Consider the following 18,407-nt stretch of genomic DNA (forward strand, 5'->3'; position numbering starts at 1 on the left):
GGCGATTGCCGGACCTGGGGACCCACCATGATAGGAGAGCGATCCGATGAAAATCTTATTGAGATTTATCCTGCTGCTGTCCGGTGTACTGTCGACAGCGCAGGCATTTGCTTCGTATAGCTGTTCCGTGGTTTCGAATGTCTGGGGCAGCGGTTACCAGTTGGATGTCACGGTGACCAATGACGGCCCGGGCTCCATCGACGGCTGGACAGTGCAACTTACTTTCGATGAGCCGGCCAATGTCACCAGCAGTTGGAACGTGGTCGACAGCGGCGGCGATACCGCTACCCCGTCGTTCAGCAACTGCTGTGACTGGAACGGCAACCTGGCGGAGGGGCAGAGCGCCACTTTCGGCTTGCAGGGAACCCATGACGGCAGCTTCGAGCTGCCCGTCTGTATCGGCAACGGCGGGCCGGATGGTGGCAGTTCGTCTTCCAGTTCGTCGAGTTCGAGCGGCTCCTCTTCCAGCAGTTCTTCGAGTTCGAGCAACTCTTCCTCCAGCGGCGGTGGCAACAACATCAGCGTGCGCGCGCTTGGCACCACCGGTTCTGAGTCGATCACCCTGAGCGTGGGCGGCACCGACGTGCAGAGCTGGATGCTGGGCACCGGTTTCATGGATTTCAGTGTCAACACCAGTCTGAGTGGCGATATCCTGGTCGAATTCACTAACGACAACGATGACGACGCCGATGTTCAGGTCGACTACATCGTCGTCAACGGCGTCGTCCGCGAGGCCGAAGACCAGAGTGAAAACACCGGAGCCTGGGATGGTGAATGCGGGGGCGGTTCCAACACGGAATGGCTGCACTGCAACGGCTATATCAACTTCGGTTCCGTTTCCGGTGGCGGCTCTTCCTCGAGCAGCTCTTCCTCGGGCGGCTCGTCCAGTTCCGGCGGCAGCGGGTCGGCGGGTTGTGGCCTTGCCCCGGGCCTGAACAGCGGTCGGCACAGCCTCAACGTCGGCGGATTGAACCGGGAATATATCATCGATATCCCGGTCAGCTATGACGTGAATAATCCCTACCGGCTGGTCTTCGCATGGCACTGGCGGGGCGGAAGCGCCGACAACGTCGCCAACGATTCCTATTACAACCTGAAGGGACTGTCGAACAATACGGCGATTTTTGTAGCGCCCAATCGCGCCGACGGCACTGACGGCTGGACGAACACCAACGGCCGCGACATGGACTTCCTGCGGGCAATGCTCGACCAGTTCAACAACTCGTTGTGTATTGACCAGGAACGGATTTTCTCGGCCGGCTGGAGTTACGGTGGCATGATGTCTTTTGCCGTGGGCCGCGAGATGGCCGCCACCTTCCGCGCCATTGCCCCCGCATCCGGCGCGCTCTGGACGCCGTACAACGACAGTGGCCTGCCAATGGCGGCGTGGATAACCCACGGGACCAGTGACAGTGTGGTCGGGTTTGGCAGCGGGGAGGAGGCGAGAGATCTGTATCTCTCGGCCAATAACTGCTCCAATACCACGGTTCCCACGAATCCATCACCTTGTGTGGAGTATCAAAACTGCGATGCGGGGCATCCTGTGGTCTGGTGCCCGTTCAATGGAGGTCACACGACGCCGTCCTTTTACTCCAGCGCCGTCTGGGATTTCTTCAGTCGGTTCTGAACCCAGTCACGGGATGTGTGACCGGAGAGGGCGCCCGCCGCGCAGTGGTTTGCGGGCTGGGCGCCCGAAATTTTGCGTCTCTGTTTCGAAATGGACTTCATGAGGCAGTCGACAAGTTCCAATGATCAATAACACAATAATTACTGGTGTATTTATGAAGCTGACCAGAAAAGCCTCTCTCGCATTGTCATTCCTGTTCGCCGCAACGGCGCTCCTGTTCACCACTGCCGTCACGGCGCAGGACGGCACCATCTACCCGCTCGAGACCCCCGAGGAGCCGAATGCCATTCCGCTGGGCACCGGTGGTGTCGACGAACAGACTGCGCCCGAGACCTGGTTCCGCCAATGGGGAGACCCGATGGCGCGGAACATCTCAACCGCAACCCTCACTCCCTTCCTGCCCGACGCGGACAAGGCGAACGGCGCGGCGGTCATAGTGGCGCCCGGCGGTGGTTTCCGGTGGTTGTCGATGAAGAACGAGGGCTGGGAGGTTGCAGAGGCCTTGGCGGAGCGGGGCATTGCCGCCTTCGTGCTCAAATACCGCCTGCAGCCGACACCGGAATCGCTCGACGGCTTCAGGGAATCGATGGAGCAGCTCTTCGCCGATGCGGACGCGTCTCCCGATGGGGAGAAAAATGGCGAAAAACCGTCAGGCCCGCCGCGCTGGGACCTGTCCAATCAGCTCGAGGATGCCGAGGCCGCCTATGCTCTGATCAACGAGCGGGCCAGTGAGTGGGGCGTGGATACCGATCGCCTGGGCATGATCGGTTTCTCTGCGGGCGCCGGTCTCACGATGCATTCCACACTCAATTCCAAAACCATGGACCTGGCCTTTATCGGACCCATCTATGGCGGCATGGGCCCGGTCGAGGTGCCCGCGGATGCGCCGCCCATGTTCAATGTCATCGCCAGCGATGATTTTCTTTTCCACGGCCGGTTCGGCGCAATCGAGTCCTGGTTCGAGGCGGGCCGACCGGTCGAGTTTCATCTCTACCAGAATGGCGGCCACGGTTTCGGTCTCGGCAATCCGGACCGCACCAGCAATCGCTGGTTTAATGCCTTTATGCACTGGCTGGAAGTGAACGACTTTCTCGCCGCCAATTCGTGACCTTGTATTGATCGATGAAAAGTAAAAAATCTGTAAAGGCCGGACGCTATGTCCGGCCGCTGCTTTGCGTTGTGGCAGCGATGGCCCTGTCGTTCGGTTTGATGGCATGCGGGGCGAAAGGCGCGGACAAACGGGCTGCCGCTCCAGATGACACGCACGAGGGTGCCGAAGCCGGGCCCGCCGAGGCCCGCAACCCCATAACCCGCAACCCCATCATATGGGCGGACGTGCCCGACGTATCGGTAATCCGCGTCGACGATACCTATTACATGAGCAGTACCACCATGCATATGAATCCGGGGCTGCCGATCATGAAATCCCGGGACCTGGTGAACTGGGAACTGCTGGGTTACGCCTACGACAAACTGGTGGACAACGACCAGATGAATCTGGACGGCGGGCAGAACGCCTACGGCAAGGGCTCCTGGGCCAGCAGCCTGCGCTACCATGAAGGACGGTTTTATGTGTCCACTTTCTCCGCGACTTCCGGCAAAACCCATGTGTACACAACGGACGATATCGAGAGCGGGAACTGGCAGGAGACCGCATTCGAGCCGGACCTGCACGACCATTCCCTGTTCTTCGACGACGGCCGTGTCTATATGGTCTACGGCAGTGACGAGATCCGGCTGGTCGAACTGGAGCCCGATTTCTCCGGAATAAAAGCCGATGGCGTCAACCAGGTGATCATCGCCGATGCCAGCAGGCCGGCCGGGGAAGATATCATGTTGCCGGCCGAGGGGTCGCAGTTGTACAAGATCGATGGCCGCTATTACCTGATGAATATCACCTGGCCGCGACAGGGCATGCGCACGGTGGTGATCCATCGTGCCGACCGGCTCACCGGCCCGTACGAGGGCAGGGTGGCATTGCAATACCAGGGCATCGCCCAGGGCGGCCTGATCGAGACGCCGGAGGGCGACTGGTACGCGATGCTCTTCGGCGACCGCGGCGCCGTGGGCCGTATTCCCTATCTGGTGCCGGTCAGTTGGGAAGATGGCTGGCCGATACTGGGCCGGGAAGGCGTCGTCCCCGCAACCCTCGATATTTCGGTGGATGGAAAACCGGCGGGAAATACCAATGCTGCCGGTATCGTCACGTCGGATGAGTTCGAGCGGCCCGAACTGCCCCTTGCCTGGCAGTGGAATCACAATCCGGCCCCGGACTACTGGTCTCTCACCGACCGGCCCGGCTACCTGCGTCTGACCAATGGCCGTGTGGATCCGGACTTGCTACAAACCCGCAATACCCTGACCCAGCGCACGTTCGGCCCGGAGAGCGCCGCCACGGTGCGTATCGATGTGTCGGCGATGCGCGCCGGAGATGTGGCCGGCCTGGCACTGCTGCAGAAGCACTACGGCTATGTCGGCGTCAGGCGGGAGGGCGGAAAGCGCTTTGTCACCATGCTCAGCGCGGAAGGGGAAGCGCCGCGGGAGCTGGGCCGGGTACCCCTGGAGGGAAACACGGTATACCTCAGGGCGCAGGCCGATTTCCGCCGGGGGGCAGATACCGCCGAATTCTATTACCGCCCCGAAGGCGGTCAGTGGAGCCCGATCGGCGGGCCGCTGGCCATGCAGTACACCCTGCCGCACTTCATGGGCTACCGCTTCGGCCTGTTCAGCTTTGCCACCCGGGAGGCGGGCGGCGCGGCCGATTTTGACTACTTCAGGCTGGACGATCCACTTCCTTTCCGGCGGGGACCGGTGTTACAGCAATAGTCGCGTGTCGCCGCGCCCGACTCTGCGGCGCCACCCGGGCTCTGTTGCCCGCCAGCCTGCCTGCCTGCCAGGTGGGGGCGGGCCTGCCGCTATCCCGGATCACTCCCGATTTCGCGGGGGTGCTTGTCCTGTAAATTAATAAGTCATACAATAATAGTTATGAGAGAATAAATGGGGTTCTAATAATGGCCAGTGAAGATAAGAAAAAATCGGTTTTGCGGTCGGCCAATTGGTTCGGGACGCGTGACAAGAACGGGTTCATGTACCGCAGCTGGATGAAGAATCAGGGTATTCCCGATCACCACTTCGATGGCAAACCGGTTATCGGTATCTGCAATACCTGGTCAGAACTGACCCCCTGTAACGCACATTTCCGCAAGATCGCCGAGCACGTCAAGAACGGCATCCGCGAAGCCGGCGGCGTGCCGGTGGAATTCCCGGTCTTTTCCAACGGCGAATCCAACCTGCGCCCCACGGCCATGCTGACCCGCAACCTGGCCTCCATGGATGTGGAAGAGGCGATCCGCGGCAACCCGATCGACGGCGTGGTGCTGCTGGTGGGCTGCGACAAGACCACCCCGGCACTGCTGATGGGGGCCGCCAGCTGCAACCTGCCCTCCATCGTGGTCACCGGTGGCCCGATGCTGAACGGCAAGCACAAGGGCCGGGATGTGGGCTCCGGCACACTCGTGTGGCAGGCGCACGAGGAGTACAAGGCCGGCAATATCTCCCTGCACGAATTCCTCAGCGCGGAGGGCAGCATGTCCCGTTCCGCCGGTACCTGCAACACCATGGGTACCGCTTCCACCATGGCCTGCATGGCCGAATCCCTGGGTACCAGCCTGCCGCACAATGCCGCCATCCCGGCGGTGGACTCGCGCCGCTACACCCTGGCGCACATGTCCGGCATGCGCATCGTGGACATGGTGCACGAGGACCTGACCCTGTCGAAGGTGCTCACCAAGGAGGCCTTCCACAACGCCATCCGCACCAATGCGGCTATCGGCGGTTCCACCAATGCGGTGATTCACCTGAAGGCCATCGCCGGCCGTATCGGCGTCGACCTGAGCCTGGACGACTGGTCCGAGGGCCGCGAAGTGCCCACCGTGGTCAACCTGCAGCCTTCCGGCGAGTACCTGATGGAAGAATTCTACTACTCTGGCGGCCTGCCGGCCGTGCTGCGCCGCCTGGGCGAGGCGGACAAGCTGAACCGCGACGTATTGACGGTCAACGGCAAGACCCTCTGGGAAAATGTGCAGGATGCCCCCTGTTACAACGACGATGTCATCCGCACCCTGGACAATTCGCTGGTGGAAAGCGGCGGTATCTGTATCCTCAAGGGCAACCTGGCGCCGCGCGGCGCGGTGCTGAAACCGTCCGCGGCCAGCGCCGAGCTGATGAACCACCGCGGCCGCGCGGTGGTGTTCGAGGACTTCGACCACTACAAGAAACGCATAGTCGATCCGGACCTGGATATCGATGAAACCTGCGTGATGGTGCTGAAAAACTGCGGTCCCAAGGGCTACCCGGGCATGGCCGAAGTGGGCAATATGGGCCTGCCGCCGAAGCTGCTGAAAAAGGGCGTCAAGGACATGGTGCGTATCTCCGACGCGCGCATGAGCGGCACCGCGTTTGGTACAGTCGTATTGCATGTGGCCCCGGAAGCGATGGAGCTGGGCCCGCTGGCAGCGGTGCGCGACGGCGACATGATCCACCTGGATGCGGAAGGCGGCATCCTGAACCTGGAGATCCCCGACGAGGAACTGGCTTCGCGCCTCGAGTCACTGAAGAAAAACCACGTGATCGCCTCTACCGGCGGCTACCTGGAAATATACCGCGAGCGGGTGCTGCAGGCGGACGAGGGCTGTGACTTCGACTTCCTGGTGGGCTGTCGCGGCGCCGAGGTGCCGCGCCACTCGCACTGAGCGAAATCCGCCCGGCTCTGTAGGAGCCCGCCCCGCAGGCGAAAGGCTACGGAGTCGTGCGCGTTTCGCCTGCAGGGCAGGCTCCTGCAAGGCGGGGCTTGCAGCACGATCAGCAGTATTAAAGAACACAAGAGCGAGCGATGAACCTGACCAACCAATACCCCAGCCTGAACGGCAAAACCGTATTTGTATCCGGCGGCGGCTCCGGCATCGGCGCCAGCCTGGTGGAGGCGTTTTTCCAGCAGGGCGCAAAGGTCGCTTTCCTGGACATCCAGCGGGAGACATCCGAGGCGCTGGTTGAGCGGCTGCGCAGTGAGAAACCGCAGGACTCCGCCGCGCAGGTGAATTTCTACCAGTGCGACCTGACGGATATCGACAGCCTGCGCGCCACCATCGCCCGGGCCGCCGAAGAACTGGGCCCGATCTCGGTCCTGGTCAACAACGCCGCCAACGACCTGCGCCACGACTTCCGCGATGTCACGCCGGAAGAGTGGGACAGGCACACCGCCGTCAACATGCGCCACCAGTTCTTCGCCGCCCAGGCGGTGTACCCCTACATGAAAGAGCAGGGTGCTGGTTCCATCATCAATTTCGGTTCCATGAGCTGGCACGCGGCCCAGGGCGGCATGCCCGGCTACACCAGTTCCAAGGCCGCCATCGAGGGCCTGACCCGCGGCCTGGCGCGGGACATGGGGCCGGACAGGATCCGCGTGAATACCCTGGTGCCCGGCTGGGTCATGACCGAAAAACAGCTGACCCACTGGGTGACCGAGGACACGCAGAAGGATATCGAACGCAACCAGTGCCTGAACGACCGCCTGATGCCGGAGAGCATCGCCGCCATGGCACTGTTCCTGGCCTCCGACGACAGCGCCATGTGCACCGCCCAGAACTTTATCGTCGACGGCGGCTGGATCTGATTTGAGTGACACAACGCGCTGGTAGCGTTAACATTTTTGCGCCGGGTCGCCTGGAGCATCCTTTCGACCCCGGTTCTGAACCGTATTTCCCCGGCAATTGCCGGGAGATACGGCCCGATACCCGCAATTCACGTACCGACAAGGTAACGAACACCAAGGAGACGCAATATGCCGCTTACAGGTAAACAACTGATCGCCGGCAAATGGCTCGACGGCCGCGCCGACACCTTCCACGGCGTCAACCCGGCCAGCGGCGAGAACCTCGAACCGGCGTTCACCTGCGCCGATGAATTCCAGGTGGCAGAGGCCGTCAACGCCGCCACCGAATGCTTTACTAAATTCGCCAACACCTCGCCGCTCGAGCGCGCCGAGTTCCTGAACGCCTGCGCCGACGAGATCATGGCGCTGGGCGACGAACTGCTGGAACGCGTCTCCGCCGAGACCGGCTACCCGCGCGCCCGCGCCGAGGGCGAGCGCGGCCGTACCTGCGGCCAGCTGCGCCTGTTCGCCGACTGGATCGTCAAGGGCGAATACCTGGACGCACGCATCGACACCGCGCTGCCGGATCGCCAGCCGATGCCGCGCCCCGACCTGCGCAGCTTCAACCAGGCCCTGGGCCCGGTGGCCGTGTTCGGTGCCAGCAACTTCCCGCTGGCCTTCTCCGTCGCCGGTGGTGACACCGCGTCCGCCTTTGCCGCCGGTTGCCCGGTGATCGTCAAGGCGCACAACTCCCACCCGGGCACCAGCGAACTGGTGGCCCAGGCGCTGGCCAAGGCGGTCGAGAAATGCGGCCTGCCCGGCGGTGTCTTCTCCCTGATCCTGGGCTCCGGCCGCCGCGTCGGCGCCGAGCTGGTCAAGTCCGCGGGCATCAAGGCAGTCGGTTTCACCGGTTCCTTCTCCGGCGGTACCGCGCTGTTCAAGCTCGCCAACGAACGCCCGGAGCCGATTCCGGTGTTCGCCGAAATGGGCAGCATCAACCCGGTGGTGTTGTTGCCGGAAGCGCTGAAAGGTTCCGCCGAGGGCATCGCCGAAGGCTTTGTCGGCTCCCTGACCATGGGCACCGGCCAGTTCTGTGTGAACCCGGGCCTGGTACTGGCGGTGGAAGGCGAAGACCTGGACCGCTTTATCGGTGCCACCACTGAAGCGCTGTCCAAAGTCGGCGCCGGCGTCATGCTGAACAAGGCCACCATGCTGGGCTACCAGAGCGGCGGCGCCAAGCTGCGCGACCAGCAGGGTGTGGAAGAGGTCGCCGCCGGTGAAGCCACCGGCGACGAGGGCGGTTTCACCTGCCAGGCCAGTCTGCTGACCGTCAGCGGCAAGGACTTCCTGGAAAACGGCGAACTGCAGGAAGAAGTGTTCGGCCCCACCTCGCTGGTGGTGAAATGCCGTGATCGCGACGAACTGCTGCAGGCCGTCGCCGCGCTGCAGGGCCAGCTGACCGGCACCCTGCAGTGCACCGAGGGCGAGCTGGGCAGCTACGGCGACCTGGTCGAACTGCTGCGCCAGCGCGTGGGCCGCATCGTGGTCAATGGCTACCCCACCGGTGTGGAAGTGTGCCACTCCATGATGCACGGCGGTCCCTTCCCGGCGGCCACGGATGCGCGCTTCACCTCCGTGGGCACCAAGGCCATCGAGCGCTTCCTGCGCCCGATCTGCTTCCAGAACTACCCGGAAAACCTGCTGCCGGAAGCGCTGAAAAACGATAACCCGCTGGGTATCGCGCGCCTGGTGAACGGGGAAAAGACCAGTGACACTGTCTGAACTGGCCATGCCCCGCGGTATCGAGTCGGCGGCCCTGCCGGTCGCCGGCGCCGCGCCGCTGAACACGGTGACCCTGACGAATAGTCGGGGAACCCGTGTGCGCCTGTGCGAGCTGGGCGCCAGCCTGCTGTCTGTGGAGACCGAAGACCGCTACGGCCAGCGGGACAATATCCTGCTGACCTACGCCGACCCACAGCACTGGCTGGACAACGGCTGGTATCTCGGCGTAACCGCCGGTCGCGTCGCCAACCGCATCGGCGGGGCGCGCTTCCGCATCGGCGACACCGAATACCAACTGCCGGCCAACGATGGCCCCAACCACCTGCACGGTGGTCCCGAGGGCCTGAGTACCCGGCGCTGGCAACTGGTGCAGAGCGAATCCGGCGCGGCCGGCCAGTCGGTGACCTTCCGTTGCGAAAGTGCGGATGGCGACGGCGGCTATCCCGGCAACCTGGCCGTGGAGCTGACCTACCGCCTGGGCGAGGACGACACCCTCGCGCTCGAGTACCGCGCCAGCACGGACAGGGCCACGCCGGTGGCGCTGACCAACCACTGCTACTGGAACCTGGCCGGGCGCGACGGCATCCTCGAGCACGAACTGGAAATCCACGCGCAGAAGCTGCTGGAGCTGGACGCGGAGCTGGTACCCACCGGCAAGCTGCAGGACGTGCAGGGCACACCGGTGGATTTCCGCAAGCGCAAGAAAATCGGCCGCGATATCGATGCCTGGCCCGGTGGTTACGACAACTTCTGGGTCGTGGACGAAAGCGCGGACAAAGTGCTCAAACCGATCGCAGAACTCACCCACCCGGCCTCCGGCCGCAGTGTGAAAATCGTCTCCAGCGAGGCGGGAGTGCAGTTCTACAGCGGCAATTTCCTGGACGGCACCCGCAATCGCGAGGGCGGTTCACCGATACAACAATACGCCGGGCTCTGCCTGGAAACCCACGGTTTCCCGGACGCGCCCAACCATGAGAATTTCCCGTCTGTGATCCTGCAGCCGGGCGAGGAATACCGGCAGACAACAATTTACGGTTTCTCTGCCGAATAAAAGTAGGGTGCGCACGGCGCACCCTACGACTACAGCTCCGAATCGTCATTCCGGCGCAGGCCGGAATCCAGAGAGCGGGCCCGAAAACTGGATGTCGGCACTCTGTGTCGGATGGGCAAAAGAGCGAAGCAAAGTGCCCAAAAAAACAAAATAAATATAACCAGATCCTTGTGATGAGGAGAAGACCATGAGAATCCCACCGATACTGACCGGTGCTCTCGCGCTGGCGCTCAGTTTCGCCCAGCCCGCCGCCGCCATCACCGTCGGCTTTGCCCAGGTCGGTTCCGAGAGTGGCTGGCGCACCAGCTTCAGTGAATCCGTCAAAGCGGAAGCCAAGCGCCGTGGCATCGAACTCAAATTCTCCGACGCACAACAGAAACAGGAAAACCAGATCAAGGCCGTGCGCAGCTTCGTGGCCCAACAGGTGGACGCCATCATGGTCGCCCCCGTTGTGGAAACCGGCTGGCGGCCGGTGCTGCGCGAGGCCAAGCGCGCGGGCATTCCGGTGGTCATCCTGGACCGCAATATCCGCGTCAGGGATCCCTCCATGTACCTGACCCGCATCGCCTCCAATTTCGTGGAGGAGGGCCGCCGCGCGGCCGAGTGGCTGATGGGGGAGACCGACGGCAACTGCAATATCCTCGAACTGCAGGGCACCGTCGGCGCCACTGCCGCCATCGACCGCATGAAAGGCTTCAAGGACGTCATCGGCGAATACCCGGACGCGACCATCGTGCGCAGCCAGACCGGCGAATTCACCCGCACCAAGGGCAAGGAAGTCATGGAGGCCATGCTCAAGGCCGAGGGCGGTGGTGAAGAGATCTGCGCGCTCTGGTCCCACAACGATGAAATGGCCATCGGCGCCATCCAGGCGATCCGCGAGGCCGGCCTGAAGCCGGGCGAGGATATCCTGGTGGTTTCCGTCGACGGCGTGCCGGATTACTTCAAGGCCATGGCCGAGGGCACGGCCAACGCCACCGTGGAACTGTCACCGCACCTGGGCGCGCCCGCGTTCGATGTGATCGAGCGCTACCTGGGCGGCGACCGCGATATCGACAAGCAGATCACCACCACCGGCGATCTCTATACGCAGGAAACCGCGGCGGAAGAATACAGAAAACGGACGGGTGGTTGATATGAGCCTGTTGAAACTGAACAACATCGAAAAGCGCTATCCCGGCGTCAAGGCACTGGACGGTGTCGACTTCCAGCTGCGCGAAGGCGAGGTCCACGCACTGCTGGGCGAGAACGGCGCGGGCAAGTCCACCCTGGTCAAGGTCATGACCGGCGCGCTGCAAGGCGACGGCGGTTCCATGACCTACCGCGGCGAGCCGCTCAGGCTGAAGAGTACCGCCCAGGCGCAGTCCGTCGGTATCAGCACCGTCTACCAGGAAGTGAACCTGCTGCCGAATCTCAGTGTGGCGCAGAACCTGTACCTGGGGCGCGAGCCGAAAAAGTTCGGCCTGATCGACTGGAAGCGCATTCGCGAACAGTCCCGCGAAGTGCTGAAGCGCTTCGCCCTGGATATCGATGTCACCCAACCCCTGTCCAGCTACTCGGTGGCAATCCAGCAACTGGTGGCCATCGCCCGCGGCGTGGATATGTCGGCAAAAGTACTGGTGCTGGACGAGCCCACCGCAAGCCTGGATTCCGACGAGGTGGAGCAACTGTTCGGCGTGATGCGCGAACTGCGCGACCAGGGCATCGGTATCGTGTTTATCACCCACTTCCTCGACCAGGTCTACGCCGTCAGCGACCGCATTACCGTACTGCGCAGCGGTTGCCTGGTGGGCGAGTTCGAAACCGCGAAACTGCCGCGCGAGGAACTGGTGGGGCATATGCTCGGCAAGGAGTTGCAGGCCCAGGCGCACCGCGCCCAGGAACGCGACGAGCGCGCCACCGGCGAACCGCTGCTGGAAATGGACCAAGTCGCGGTACGCGGCTCCCTGCAACCAACTTCAATGACCGTCAGGCGCGGCGAAGCCGTGGGCCTGGCGGGCCTGCTGGGCTCCGGCCGCTCGGAAGTCTGCCGCGCGGTGTTCGGTGTGGACAAAAAATCCTCAGGCAAACTGAAGTTCTCCGGCCGCGAACGCAGTTTCCGCAAGCCGGCCGAGGCCATCGAGGCGGGGCTGGCGCTGTGCCCCGAGGACCGCAAGGCCAGCGGTATCGTCGGCCCGCTGTCCATCCGCGAAAATATCGCCCTGGCGGTACAGGCCCGCCGCGGCTGGTGGCGCCCCATGAGCCGCGCCGAGCAGCAGGAACTGGCGGACAGGTTTATTGCGGAACTGCAGATCGCCACGCCGGATGCGGACAAACCCATCGAACAGTTGAGTGGCGGCAACCAGCAGAAAGTCATCCTGGCCCGCTGGCTGGCCACCAACCCGGAACTGCTGGTGCTGGACGAACCCACCCGCGGTGTCGATATCGGCGCGCACGCCGAGATCCTGAAACTGATCAAGAAACTCTGCGGCGAGGGCATGTCCCTGCTGGTCACCTCCTCCGAACTGGAAGAACTGGTGGCCTTCTCCGACCGCGTAGCCGTCATGCGCGACCGCAAAAAAGTGGCCGAAATCGAAGGCGAGGATATTTCCGAAAACAACATCATGCAGGCCATCGCCGAAGCCTGAACGCCCCCTGGGTGCGCGGATCTCCTACACCCACCTCTCGTCATTCCGGCGAATGCCGGAATCCAGAGAAAAGGGCACCGTACCCAAAGCCGGCACAAACAAAAAACAGATCAACCAGAACAAAAGCGAAACCAAACAATAAAAGAGGCGAGATGTGAACAACCTACAACCCGCTGCCGCCAAAGAGCAGCCAGTTTCGCCGGCCGGGCCGCGCGGCTTGTTGCCGCCGCTCAACGGCCGCTACCTCTGGCCGCTGCTGGGCCTGGTCCTGCTGCTGGCCATTAACCTGGTACTGGCCCCCGAGTTCTTCCAGATCAAAATCGTCGACGGCCGCCTCTACGGCAGCCTGATCGATGTGCTGAACCGCAGCGCCCCGGTGGCACTGCTGGCCATCGGTATGACACTGGTGATCGCCACCGGCGGTATCGACCTGTCCGTGGGCGCCACCATGGCCATCGCCGGCGCCGTCTGCGCCAATATGCTGGTCGGCGGCGTGGACAGTATTTTTCTTATCGTCGCCGGCGGTATGGCTATCGGTATCCTGATCGGCGCCGTCAACGGTAGCCTGGTCAGTTTCCTCGGTATCCAGCCCATCGTCGCCACGCTGATCCTGATGGTTGCCGGCCGCGGGATCGCCCAGCTGATCAATTCCGGCCAGATCGTCACCTTCCAGAACGAAGCCTTCACCTTTATCGGCACCGGTTCCGTACTCGGCGTGCCTTTCCCGATCGTACTGGTGCTGATCGTGTTCGCCGCCGTGCAACTGCTGATGCGCAAGACCGCGCTGGGCCTGTTCGTGGAATCCGTGGGCTGCAATGCCGGCGCCAGCCACTACCTGGGCGTGAACGCGCGCGCGGTAAAAATGATGGTCTACTGCATCGCCGGCCTGTGTGCGGCCTTTGCCGGCATGATCGCCGCGGCGGATATCCAGGGCTCCGATGCCAACAACGCCGGCCTGTGGCTGGAACTGGACGCCATCCTGGCCGTGGTGATCGGCGGCGCTTCGCTGATGGGCGGGCGCTTCTCGCTGGTGCTGTCGCTGGTGGGGGTACTGATCATCCAGTGCCTGAGCACCACCATCATCATGAGCGGCGTGCCGCCCAAATATAACCTGGTGATCAAGGCGCTGGTGGTGATCTTCGTTCTGCTGCTGCAGAGCCCGCGCTTCCAGGCGCAGATCGGTGCGCTGATTGCACTGGCCAGGTCCAGGAACAACAAGTCCGTCGGGGAGAGGGCAGAAGCATGATGAATTCCAGGTTTACTTCCCTGTATGTCACCGGCGGCCTGTTCGTGCTGCTGTTCCTGGCCGGCTCGCTGCAGTTCGACCATTTCGGCAGTACCCGCGTGGTGGCCAACCTGTTTACCGACAACGCCTTCCTCGCGATTACCGCCATCGGCATGACCTTCGTCATCATCTCCGGCGGTATCGACCTGTCCGTGGGCGCGGTGATCGCGCTGACCGGTGTCGCCTGTGGCGTACTGATCGGCCAGGCGGGCCTGCATCCATTGGTGGTCTTCCCGCTGGTGCTGATCGGCGGCGGCCTGTTCGGCGCCACCATGGGGGCGCTGATTCACTACTACAAACTGCAGCCGTTTATCGTCACCCTGGCCGGCATGTTCCTGGCCCGCGGCCTGGCCACCATCCTCAGCGACAAGTCGGTGCCGATCGACCATTCCTTCTACGACGCGGTGGCGGACTTCGGCGCCTTCCTGCCCGGCGATGCCTGGGTGGGGGCCTCCACGCTGATACTGGCACTGGTGGTAGCCGGCGCGGTGGTGCTGGCCCACTACAGCCGCCTGGGTGGCTATATCTACGCCCTCGGCGGCAACGCCCAGTCCGCCCAGTTGATGGGCGTGCCCGTGGCCCGCACCACCATCTCGATCTACGCCATCAGTGGATTCCTGTCGGCGCTGGCGGGGATCGTCTACTCTTTTTATACCTTTTCCGGCTATTCACTGGCGGCCGTTGGTATGGAGTTGGACGCCATTGCAGCCGTGGTCATCGGCGGCACCCTGCTGACCGGCGGCTCCGGTTATGTCATCGGTACCCTGATCGGCGTCCTGATCATGGGGATTATCCAGACCTATATCTCATTCGACGGCACCCTCAACAGCTGGTGGACGAAAATTGTTATCGGCCTGTTGCTGTTCGCATTTATCGCCATGCAGCGACTGCTGACAGCGCGGGCTTCCAAGGAAATGGCGCATGCTTGATGTACAGCTGATCGACATTATCGATGTAGAAAATACCCTCGGCGAAGGGGTCCAGTGGAACCACCGCGATAACAGCGTCTGGTGGACCGATATCCAGGAGTGCAGACTCTACCGGCTGCAGTGGCCGGGCCGCGAGCTGGAAGTGTTCGACACCCCGGAGCGCCTCTGCGCCTTCGCCTTTACCGAGCGCGACAACTGCATCGTCGCCGCCTTCGAAAGTGGCTTCGCGCTGTTCGACTACCGGAAGGGCGAAGTGCTGTGGCGGAAAACCCTGCTGCCGGAAAATTCCGGCATGCGCTTTAACGACGGCCGCATCGATCGCCAGGGCCGCTTCTGGGCCGGCACCATGGTGGAGGACGGCAGTGATCGCGCCGATGCCGGGCTCTTCCGCCTGGACCCCGACGGCCGTGTGACGCAGGTGGCGAGTGATATCCGGATATCCAACGGCTGTGCCTGGGATCCGCAGGGCGAACACTTCTATTTTGCCGATACCCCCAGGCGCAAACTTTACCGCTATGACTTCGACGCGGAGAGCGGCGATATCTCCAACCGCCAGCTGTTCAACCGCACCCTGATGCACCGCTACCCGGACGGCGCCACCGTGGATGCCGAGGGCCACCTGTGGTCCGCCCAGTGGCGCGGCGCGCGGGTAGTGCGCTACGGCCCCGACAGCCGCAGCGTCGGCGCCGTCACCCTGCCGGTCAGCCAGCCCACCTGCGTGGCTTTCGGTGGTGAAAACATGGACCTGATGTTCGTCACCTCCGCGCGCGAATCCCTGAGCGAATGGACCCTCGACCGCGAACGCTGCGCCGGCGGCCTGTTCATACTGAAGACCCCGTTCAAGGGCCTGCAGGACCCGGTATTCGACAGCACCGCACTACTGGAATCCACCCGGGCAATCCAGCAGACCGCCTGAACCACCACAGGTAGGAGCCCGCCTGCAGGCGAAGATCGCTTCGCCTGCAGCACCACTCCCCCCAAAAAGTAGGGTGCGCCATGCGCACCGCCATCCCCTTACTCCCCGCCACTTCTCTTTTACCCCCAACAAAAATTCCGCTAAGGTAAACCCGGACACCCAAGCGCAAAAAAACCGTAGGAGCCTGCACCGCAGGCGAACCCCCAACCAGCCCCAAAAAAACAACCGGCAACACCCAAACAGCCGTAATCACGCGTAATACAAGGAAGTAATAAACGCCAACCAAAATAAAAAACGAAACCGACAAATGGAACCGTCAAAACCCAAACCACCAAAAAACCAGGCCCGCCCCAGGCACCTGCTCCCCCTGGCAGCACTACTCCTGCTATTCACTATCACACCCCCGGCCAAGGCCAACACCAACACAAAAGACTGCCCGAACTGGAAACCCCCACAAGCCGAACAGCAGATCACCAGGCTGAGCCAAAAAATCCAACGCTGGGACAACGCCTTTTACCGGGACCACCACTCACTGGTAGAGGACGCCGTCTACGACCAGGCCCGGACAACCCTCAGCCACTGGAACCACTGCTTCCCCAACGAGGCCCGGAATCCCAAACCACCGCGCCAATCATCAAACCGCACCATCGCCCACCCGATCCCGCAAACCGGCCTGCAAAAACTCCGCGACCCACAATCGGTCACCCGGTGGCTGGAGCAGCACAAGGATATCTGGCTGCAACCCAAGGTCGACGGCGTGGCCGTCACCCTGGTCTACCGCCAAGGCAAACTGCACAGCATGATCAGCCGCGGCGACGGCCTGCGCGGCCAGGACTGGACCCGCCACGCCCGCCGCATCCCCGCCATCCACAAAACAATCCCGGACAACCGCCAGCAACTGGTCCTGCAGGGCGAAATCTACTGGCGTCTGCAAAACCATATCCAGGCCGGGGGCGGCGACAACGCCCGCGGCCGCGCCAGCGGCGCCATGGCTTCGAACACGTTATCCGACGAACAGGCCCAATCCCTGGCCCTGTTCGTCTGGGACTGGCCCAACGGCCCGGAACAACTGCCCCAACGCCTGCGCGCCCTGAAAGCCCTGGGCTACGACATCAGCACCTACACCCACCGCATAAAGACCCTTGATGAAGCGCGCCAATGGCGGCAGCACTTCTACCGCCAACCCCAGCCCTTCGCCACCGACGGCATCGTCCTGAAACAGAGCCGCCGCCCGGCGGCGGAGCAATGGCAAGCCGAACCACCACACTGGAGCGCCGCCTGGAAACACCCGGCCGCCACCGCACTGGCGACGGTAGTGGATGTGGCATTCCCGGTAGGCCGCACCGGCAACATCGTGCCGGTGGTGGAGGTAGAGCCAACCCTGCTGGACGACCGCGAAATCCGCCGTGTCAGCAGTGGCTCCTTCCAGCGCTGGCACTCCCTGGATATCCGCCCCGGCGACCAGCTACGCCTGAAATTGGCCGGCCAGACGATTCCGCAGATTCTCGATGTGGTACTGCCGGCGGTGGACAGAGTCAAATTGCCGGTACCCGATCCCGACGACTACGGCCCGCTCACCTGCTGGCACCCGCAACCGGGCTGTGTGGACCAGTTCCTGGCGCGGGCCGAGTGGCTGGGGGACAAACTGGAATTCCGGGGAATGGGAGAGGCGCGCTGGCTCTCTCTCTACGAAGCCGGGCTGTTGCCGGACCTGCTGGCCTGGACTTCGCTGACGCGAGAAGAACTGATGGCTGTGCCGGGGATTGGGGAGAAGAGGGCGGATAAGTTGCTGGCGAATTTTCGGCAGGCGCGGGAGCGGGACTTTCGGAGTTGGATGGCTGCGTTGGGGATGCCTTCGGTAAACTTGGTCCCGGAGGAGCTATGGAATGATGCTACATTTTCCGGCTTTGCTGCGCGTAGTGAGTTGGAATGGCAGCAGCTTTCCGGTATCGGATCTGGTCGTGGTGAAGATCTGGGCAGCTTTCTCAAGAGCGAGGACGTGTTGATGTTGAGTAAGAAATTGGAGGAAAGCGGAGTGTCGGGTTTTGATGCGGCTATGGGGGAGTAGGCCTGCTGGAAAGGCTTGATCCATGCCGGGCCGAAAGTAAACGGTTCTTGCTGCCGTGAAGGTGCTCAGGAAAAGGGTAAATCTGCATGGGAGGTTTCGAAATTGCTCTGGCGGAGTCAGAGCTGAAAATTACTCTGGAAGCACTCACCGAACTTGAGCAGAAGATGGTGAGGCTCTGTGAATCACCTGAAAACGAGGATGAAGTCTCGGACGTCGGGAATGATCTTATTGAAGTGCGATTACTTCTTAAAGCTCTCAAAGAGAGAGCAATTAATATGTACGGGCACAGTATAGTCAATTTCTCGCGGGAGGCGCTATAAGCATGCGCTACCAGCTCTTTAGGACCAGCCAATTTATACGTGGCTGGATCAACTACTTTGGCATGGCCAGCGGCTATCAGCTGTGTTGTGATCTGGATCACTGGATAAGGCGCAGAGTACGGATGGCCTACTGGCGCCAGTGGCGTAAGCCG

General features: G+C 62.4%; 15 protein-coding genes. All 15 read left to right on the forward strand.

Annotation, left to right across the window (positions count from 1 at the left end; genetic code table 11):
• Nucleotides 1-46: 46 nt before the first annotated feature.
• Nucleotides 47-1,627: a cellulose binding domain-containing protein gene (locus tag MWN76_RS19710; RefSeq protein ID WP_250464692.1), complete on the forward strand. Its 1,581-nt coding sequence runs from the start codon at nucleotides 47-49 to the stop codon at nucleotides 1,625-1,627.
• 154 nt (nucleotides 1,628-1,781) lie between these two features.
• Entirely contained in the window at nucleotides 1,782-2,735 is a 954-nt protein-coding gene (locus MWN76_RS19715; RefSeq protein WP_250464694.1) for an alpha/beta hydrolase, read from the forward strand.
• 14 nt (nucleotides 2,736-2,749) lie between these two features.
• Nucleotides 2,750-4,453 (forward strand): glycoside hydrolase family 43 protein, encoded by a 1,704-nt coding sequence (locus MWN76_RS19720; RefSeq protein WP_250464695.1) that lies wholly within the window; start codon nucleotides 2,750-2,752, stop codon nucleotides 4,451-4,453.
• 185 nt (nucleotides 4,454-4,638) lie between these two features.
• Entirely contained in the window at nucleotides 4,639-6,378 is a 1,740-nt protein-coding gene (locus MWN76_RS19725) for an IlvD/Edd family dehydratase (protein WP_250464697.1), read from the forward strand.
• A 140-nt stretch (nucleotides 6,379-6,518) separates the two neighbouring features.
• On the forward strand, nucleotides 6,519-7,298 hold the full coding sequence (locus MWN76_RS19730; protein ID WP_250464699.1) for an SDR family NAD(P)-dependent oxidoreductase: 780 nt from the start codon (nucleotides 6,519-6,521) through the stop codon (nucleotides 7,296-7,298).
• Between the two features lie 168 nt (nucleotides 7,299-7,466).
• Entirely contained in the window at nucleotides 7,467-9,059 is a 1,593-nt protein-coding gene (locus tag MWN76_RS19735) for an aldehyde dehydrogenase (NADP(+)) (protein WP_250464701.1), read from the forward strand.
• Nucleotides 9,046-10,110, forward strand: coding sequence for an aldose epimerase family protein (locus tag MWN76_RS19740; protein ID WP_250464703.1), 1,065 nt, complete (start codon nucleotides 9,046-9,048; stop codon nucleotides 10,108-10,110). Before MWN76_RS19735 ends, MWN76_RS19740 begins: the two co-directional genes overlap by 14 nt.
• A 187-nt stretch (nucleotides 10,111-10,297) precedes the next feature.
• Nucleotides 10,298-11,245 (forward strand): ABC transporter substrate-binding protein, encoded by a 948-nt coding sequence (locus MWN76_RS19745; RefSeq protein ID WP_250464705.1) that lies wholly within the window; start codon nucleotides 10,298-10,300, stop codon nucleotides 11,243-11,245.
• A gap of 1 nt (nucleotide 11,246) precedes the next feature.
• Nucleotides 11,247-12,737 (forward strand): sugar ABC transporter ATP-binding protein, encoded by a 1,491-nt coding sequence (locus tag MWN76_RS19750; RefSeq protein ID WP_250464707.1) that lies wholly within the window; start codon nucleotides 11,247-11,249, stop codon nucleotides 12,735-12,737.
• 154 nt (nucleotides 12,738-12,891) lie between these two features.
• On the forward strand, nucleotides 12,892-13,983 hold the full coding sequence (locus MWN76_RS19755) for an ABC transporter permease (RefSeq protein ID WP_250464708.1): 1,092 nt from the start codon (nucleotides 12,892-12,894) through the stop codon (nucleotides 13,981-13,983).
• Nucleotides 13,980-14,951: a galactofuranose ABC transporter, permease protein YjfF gene (gene yjfF, locus MWN76_RS19760; protein WP_250464709.1), complete on the forward strand. Its 972-nt coding sequence runs from the start codon at nucleotides 13,980-13,982 to the stop codon at nucleotides 14,949-14,951. Before MWN76_RS19755 ends, yjfF begins: the two co-directional genes overlap by 4 nt.
• The gene (locus MWN76_RS19765; protein ID WP_250464710.1) at nucleotides 14,944-15,867 is read left to right on the forward strand and encodes an SMP-30/gluconolactonase/LRE family protein; all 924 of its coding nucleotides are present in this window, start codon (nucleotides 14,944-14,946) and stop codon (nucleotides 15,865-15,867) included. The genes yjfF and MWN76_RS19765 overlap by 8 nt, the downstream gene beginning before the upstream one ends.
• A gap of 307 nt (nucleotides 15,868-16,174) precedes the next feature.
• Nucleotides 16,175-17,935 carry an NAD-dependent DNA ligase LigB gene (ligB, locus tag MWN76_RS19770; protein WP_250464711.1) on the forward strand — a complete coding sequence of 587 codons (1,761 nt, stop codon included), beginning with the start codon at nucleotides 16,175-16,177 and terminating at the stop codon, nucleotides 17,933-17,935.
• 86 nt (nucleotides 17,936-18,021) lie between these two features.
• The gene (locus tag MWN76_RS19775) at nucleotides 18,022-18,255 is read left to right on the forward strand and encodes a hypothetical protein (RefSeq protein WP_250464712.1); all 234 of its coding nucleotides are present in this window, start codon (nucleotides 18,022-18,024) and stop codon (nucleotides 18,253-18,255) included.
• Nucleotides 18,256-18,257: 2 nt separating this feature from the next.
• Nucleotides 18,258-18,407, forward strand: a 150-nt coding sequence (locus MWN76_RS21085) for a group II intron maturase-specific domain-containing protein (RefSeq protein ID WP_284500763.1), incomplete at its 3' end; no start/stop codon positions are given.

The sequence above is a fragment of the Microbulbifer litoralis genome, from assembly GCF_023634065.1.
Lineage (GTDB): Bacteria > Pseudomonadota > Gammaproteobacteria > Pseudomonadales > Cellvibrionaceae > Microbulbifer > Microbulbifer litoralis.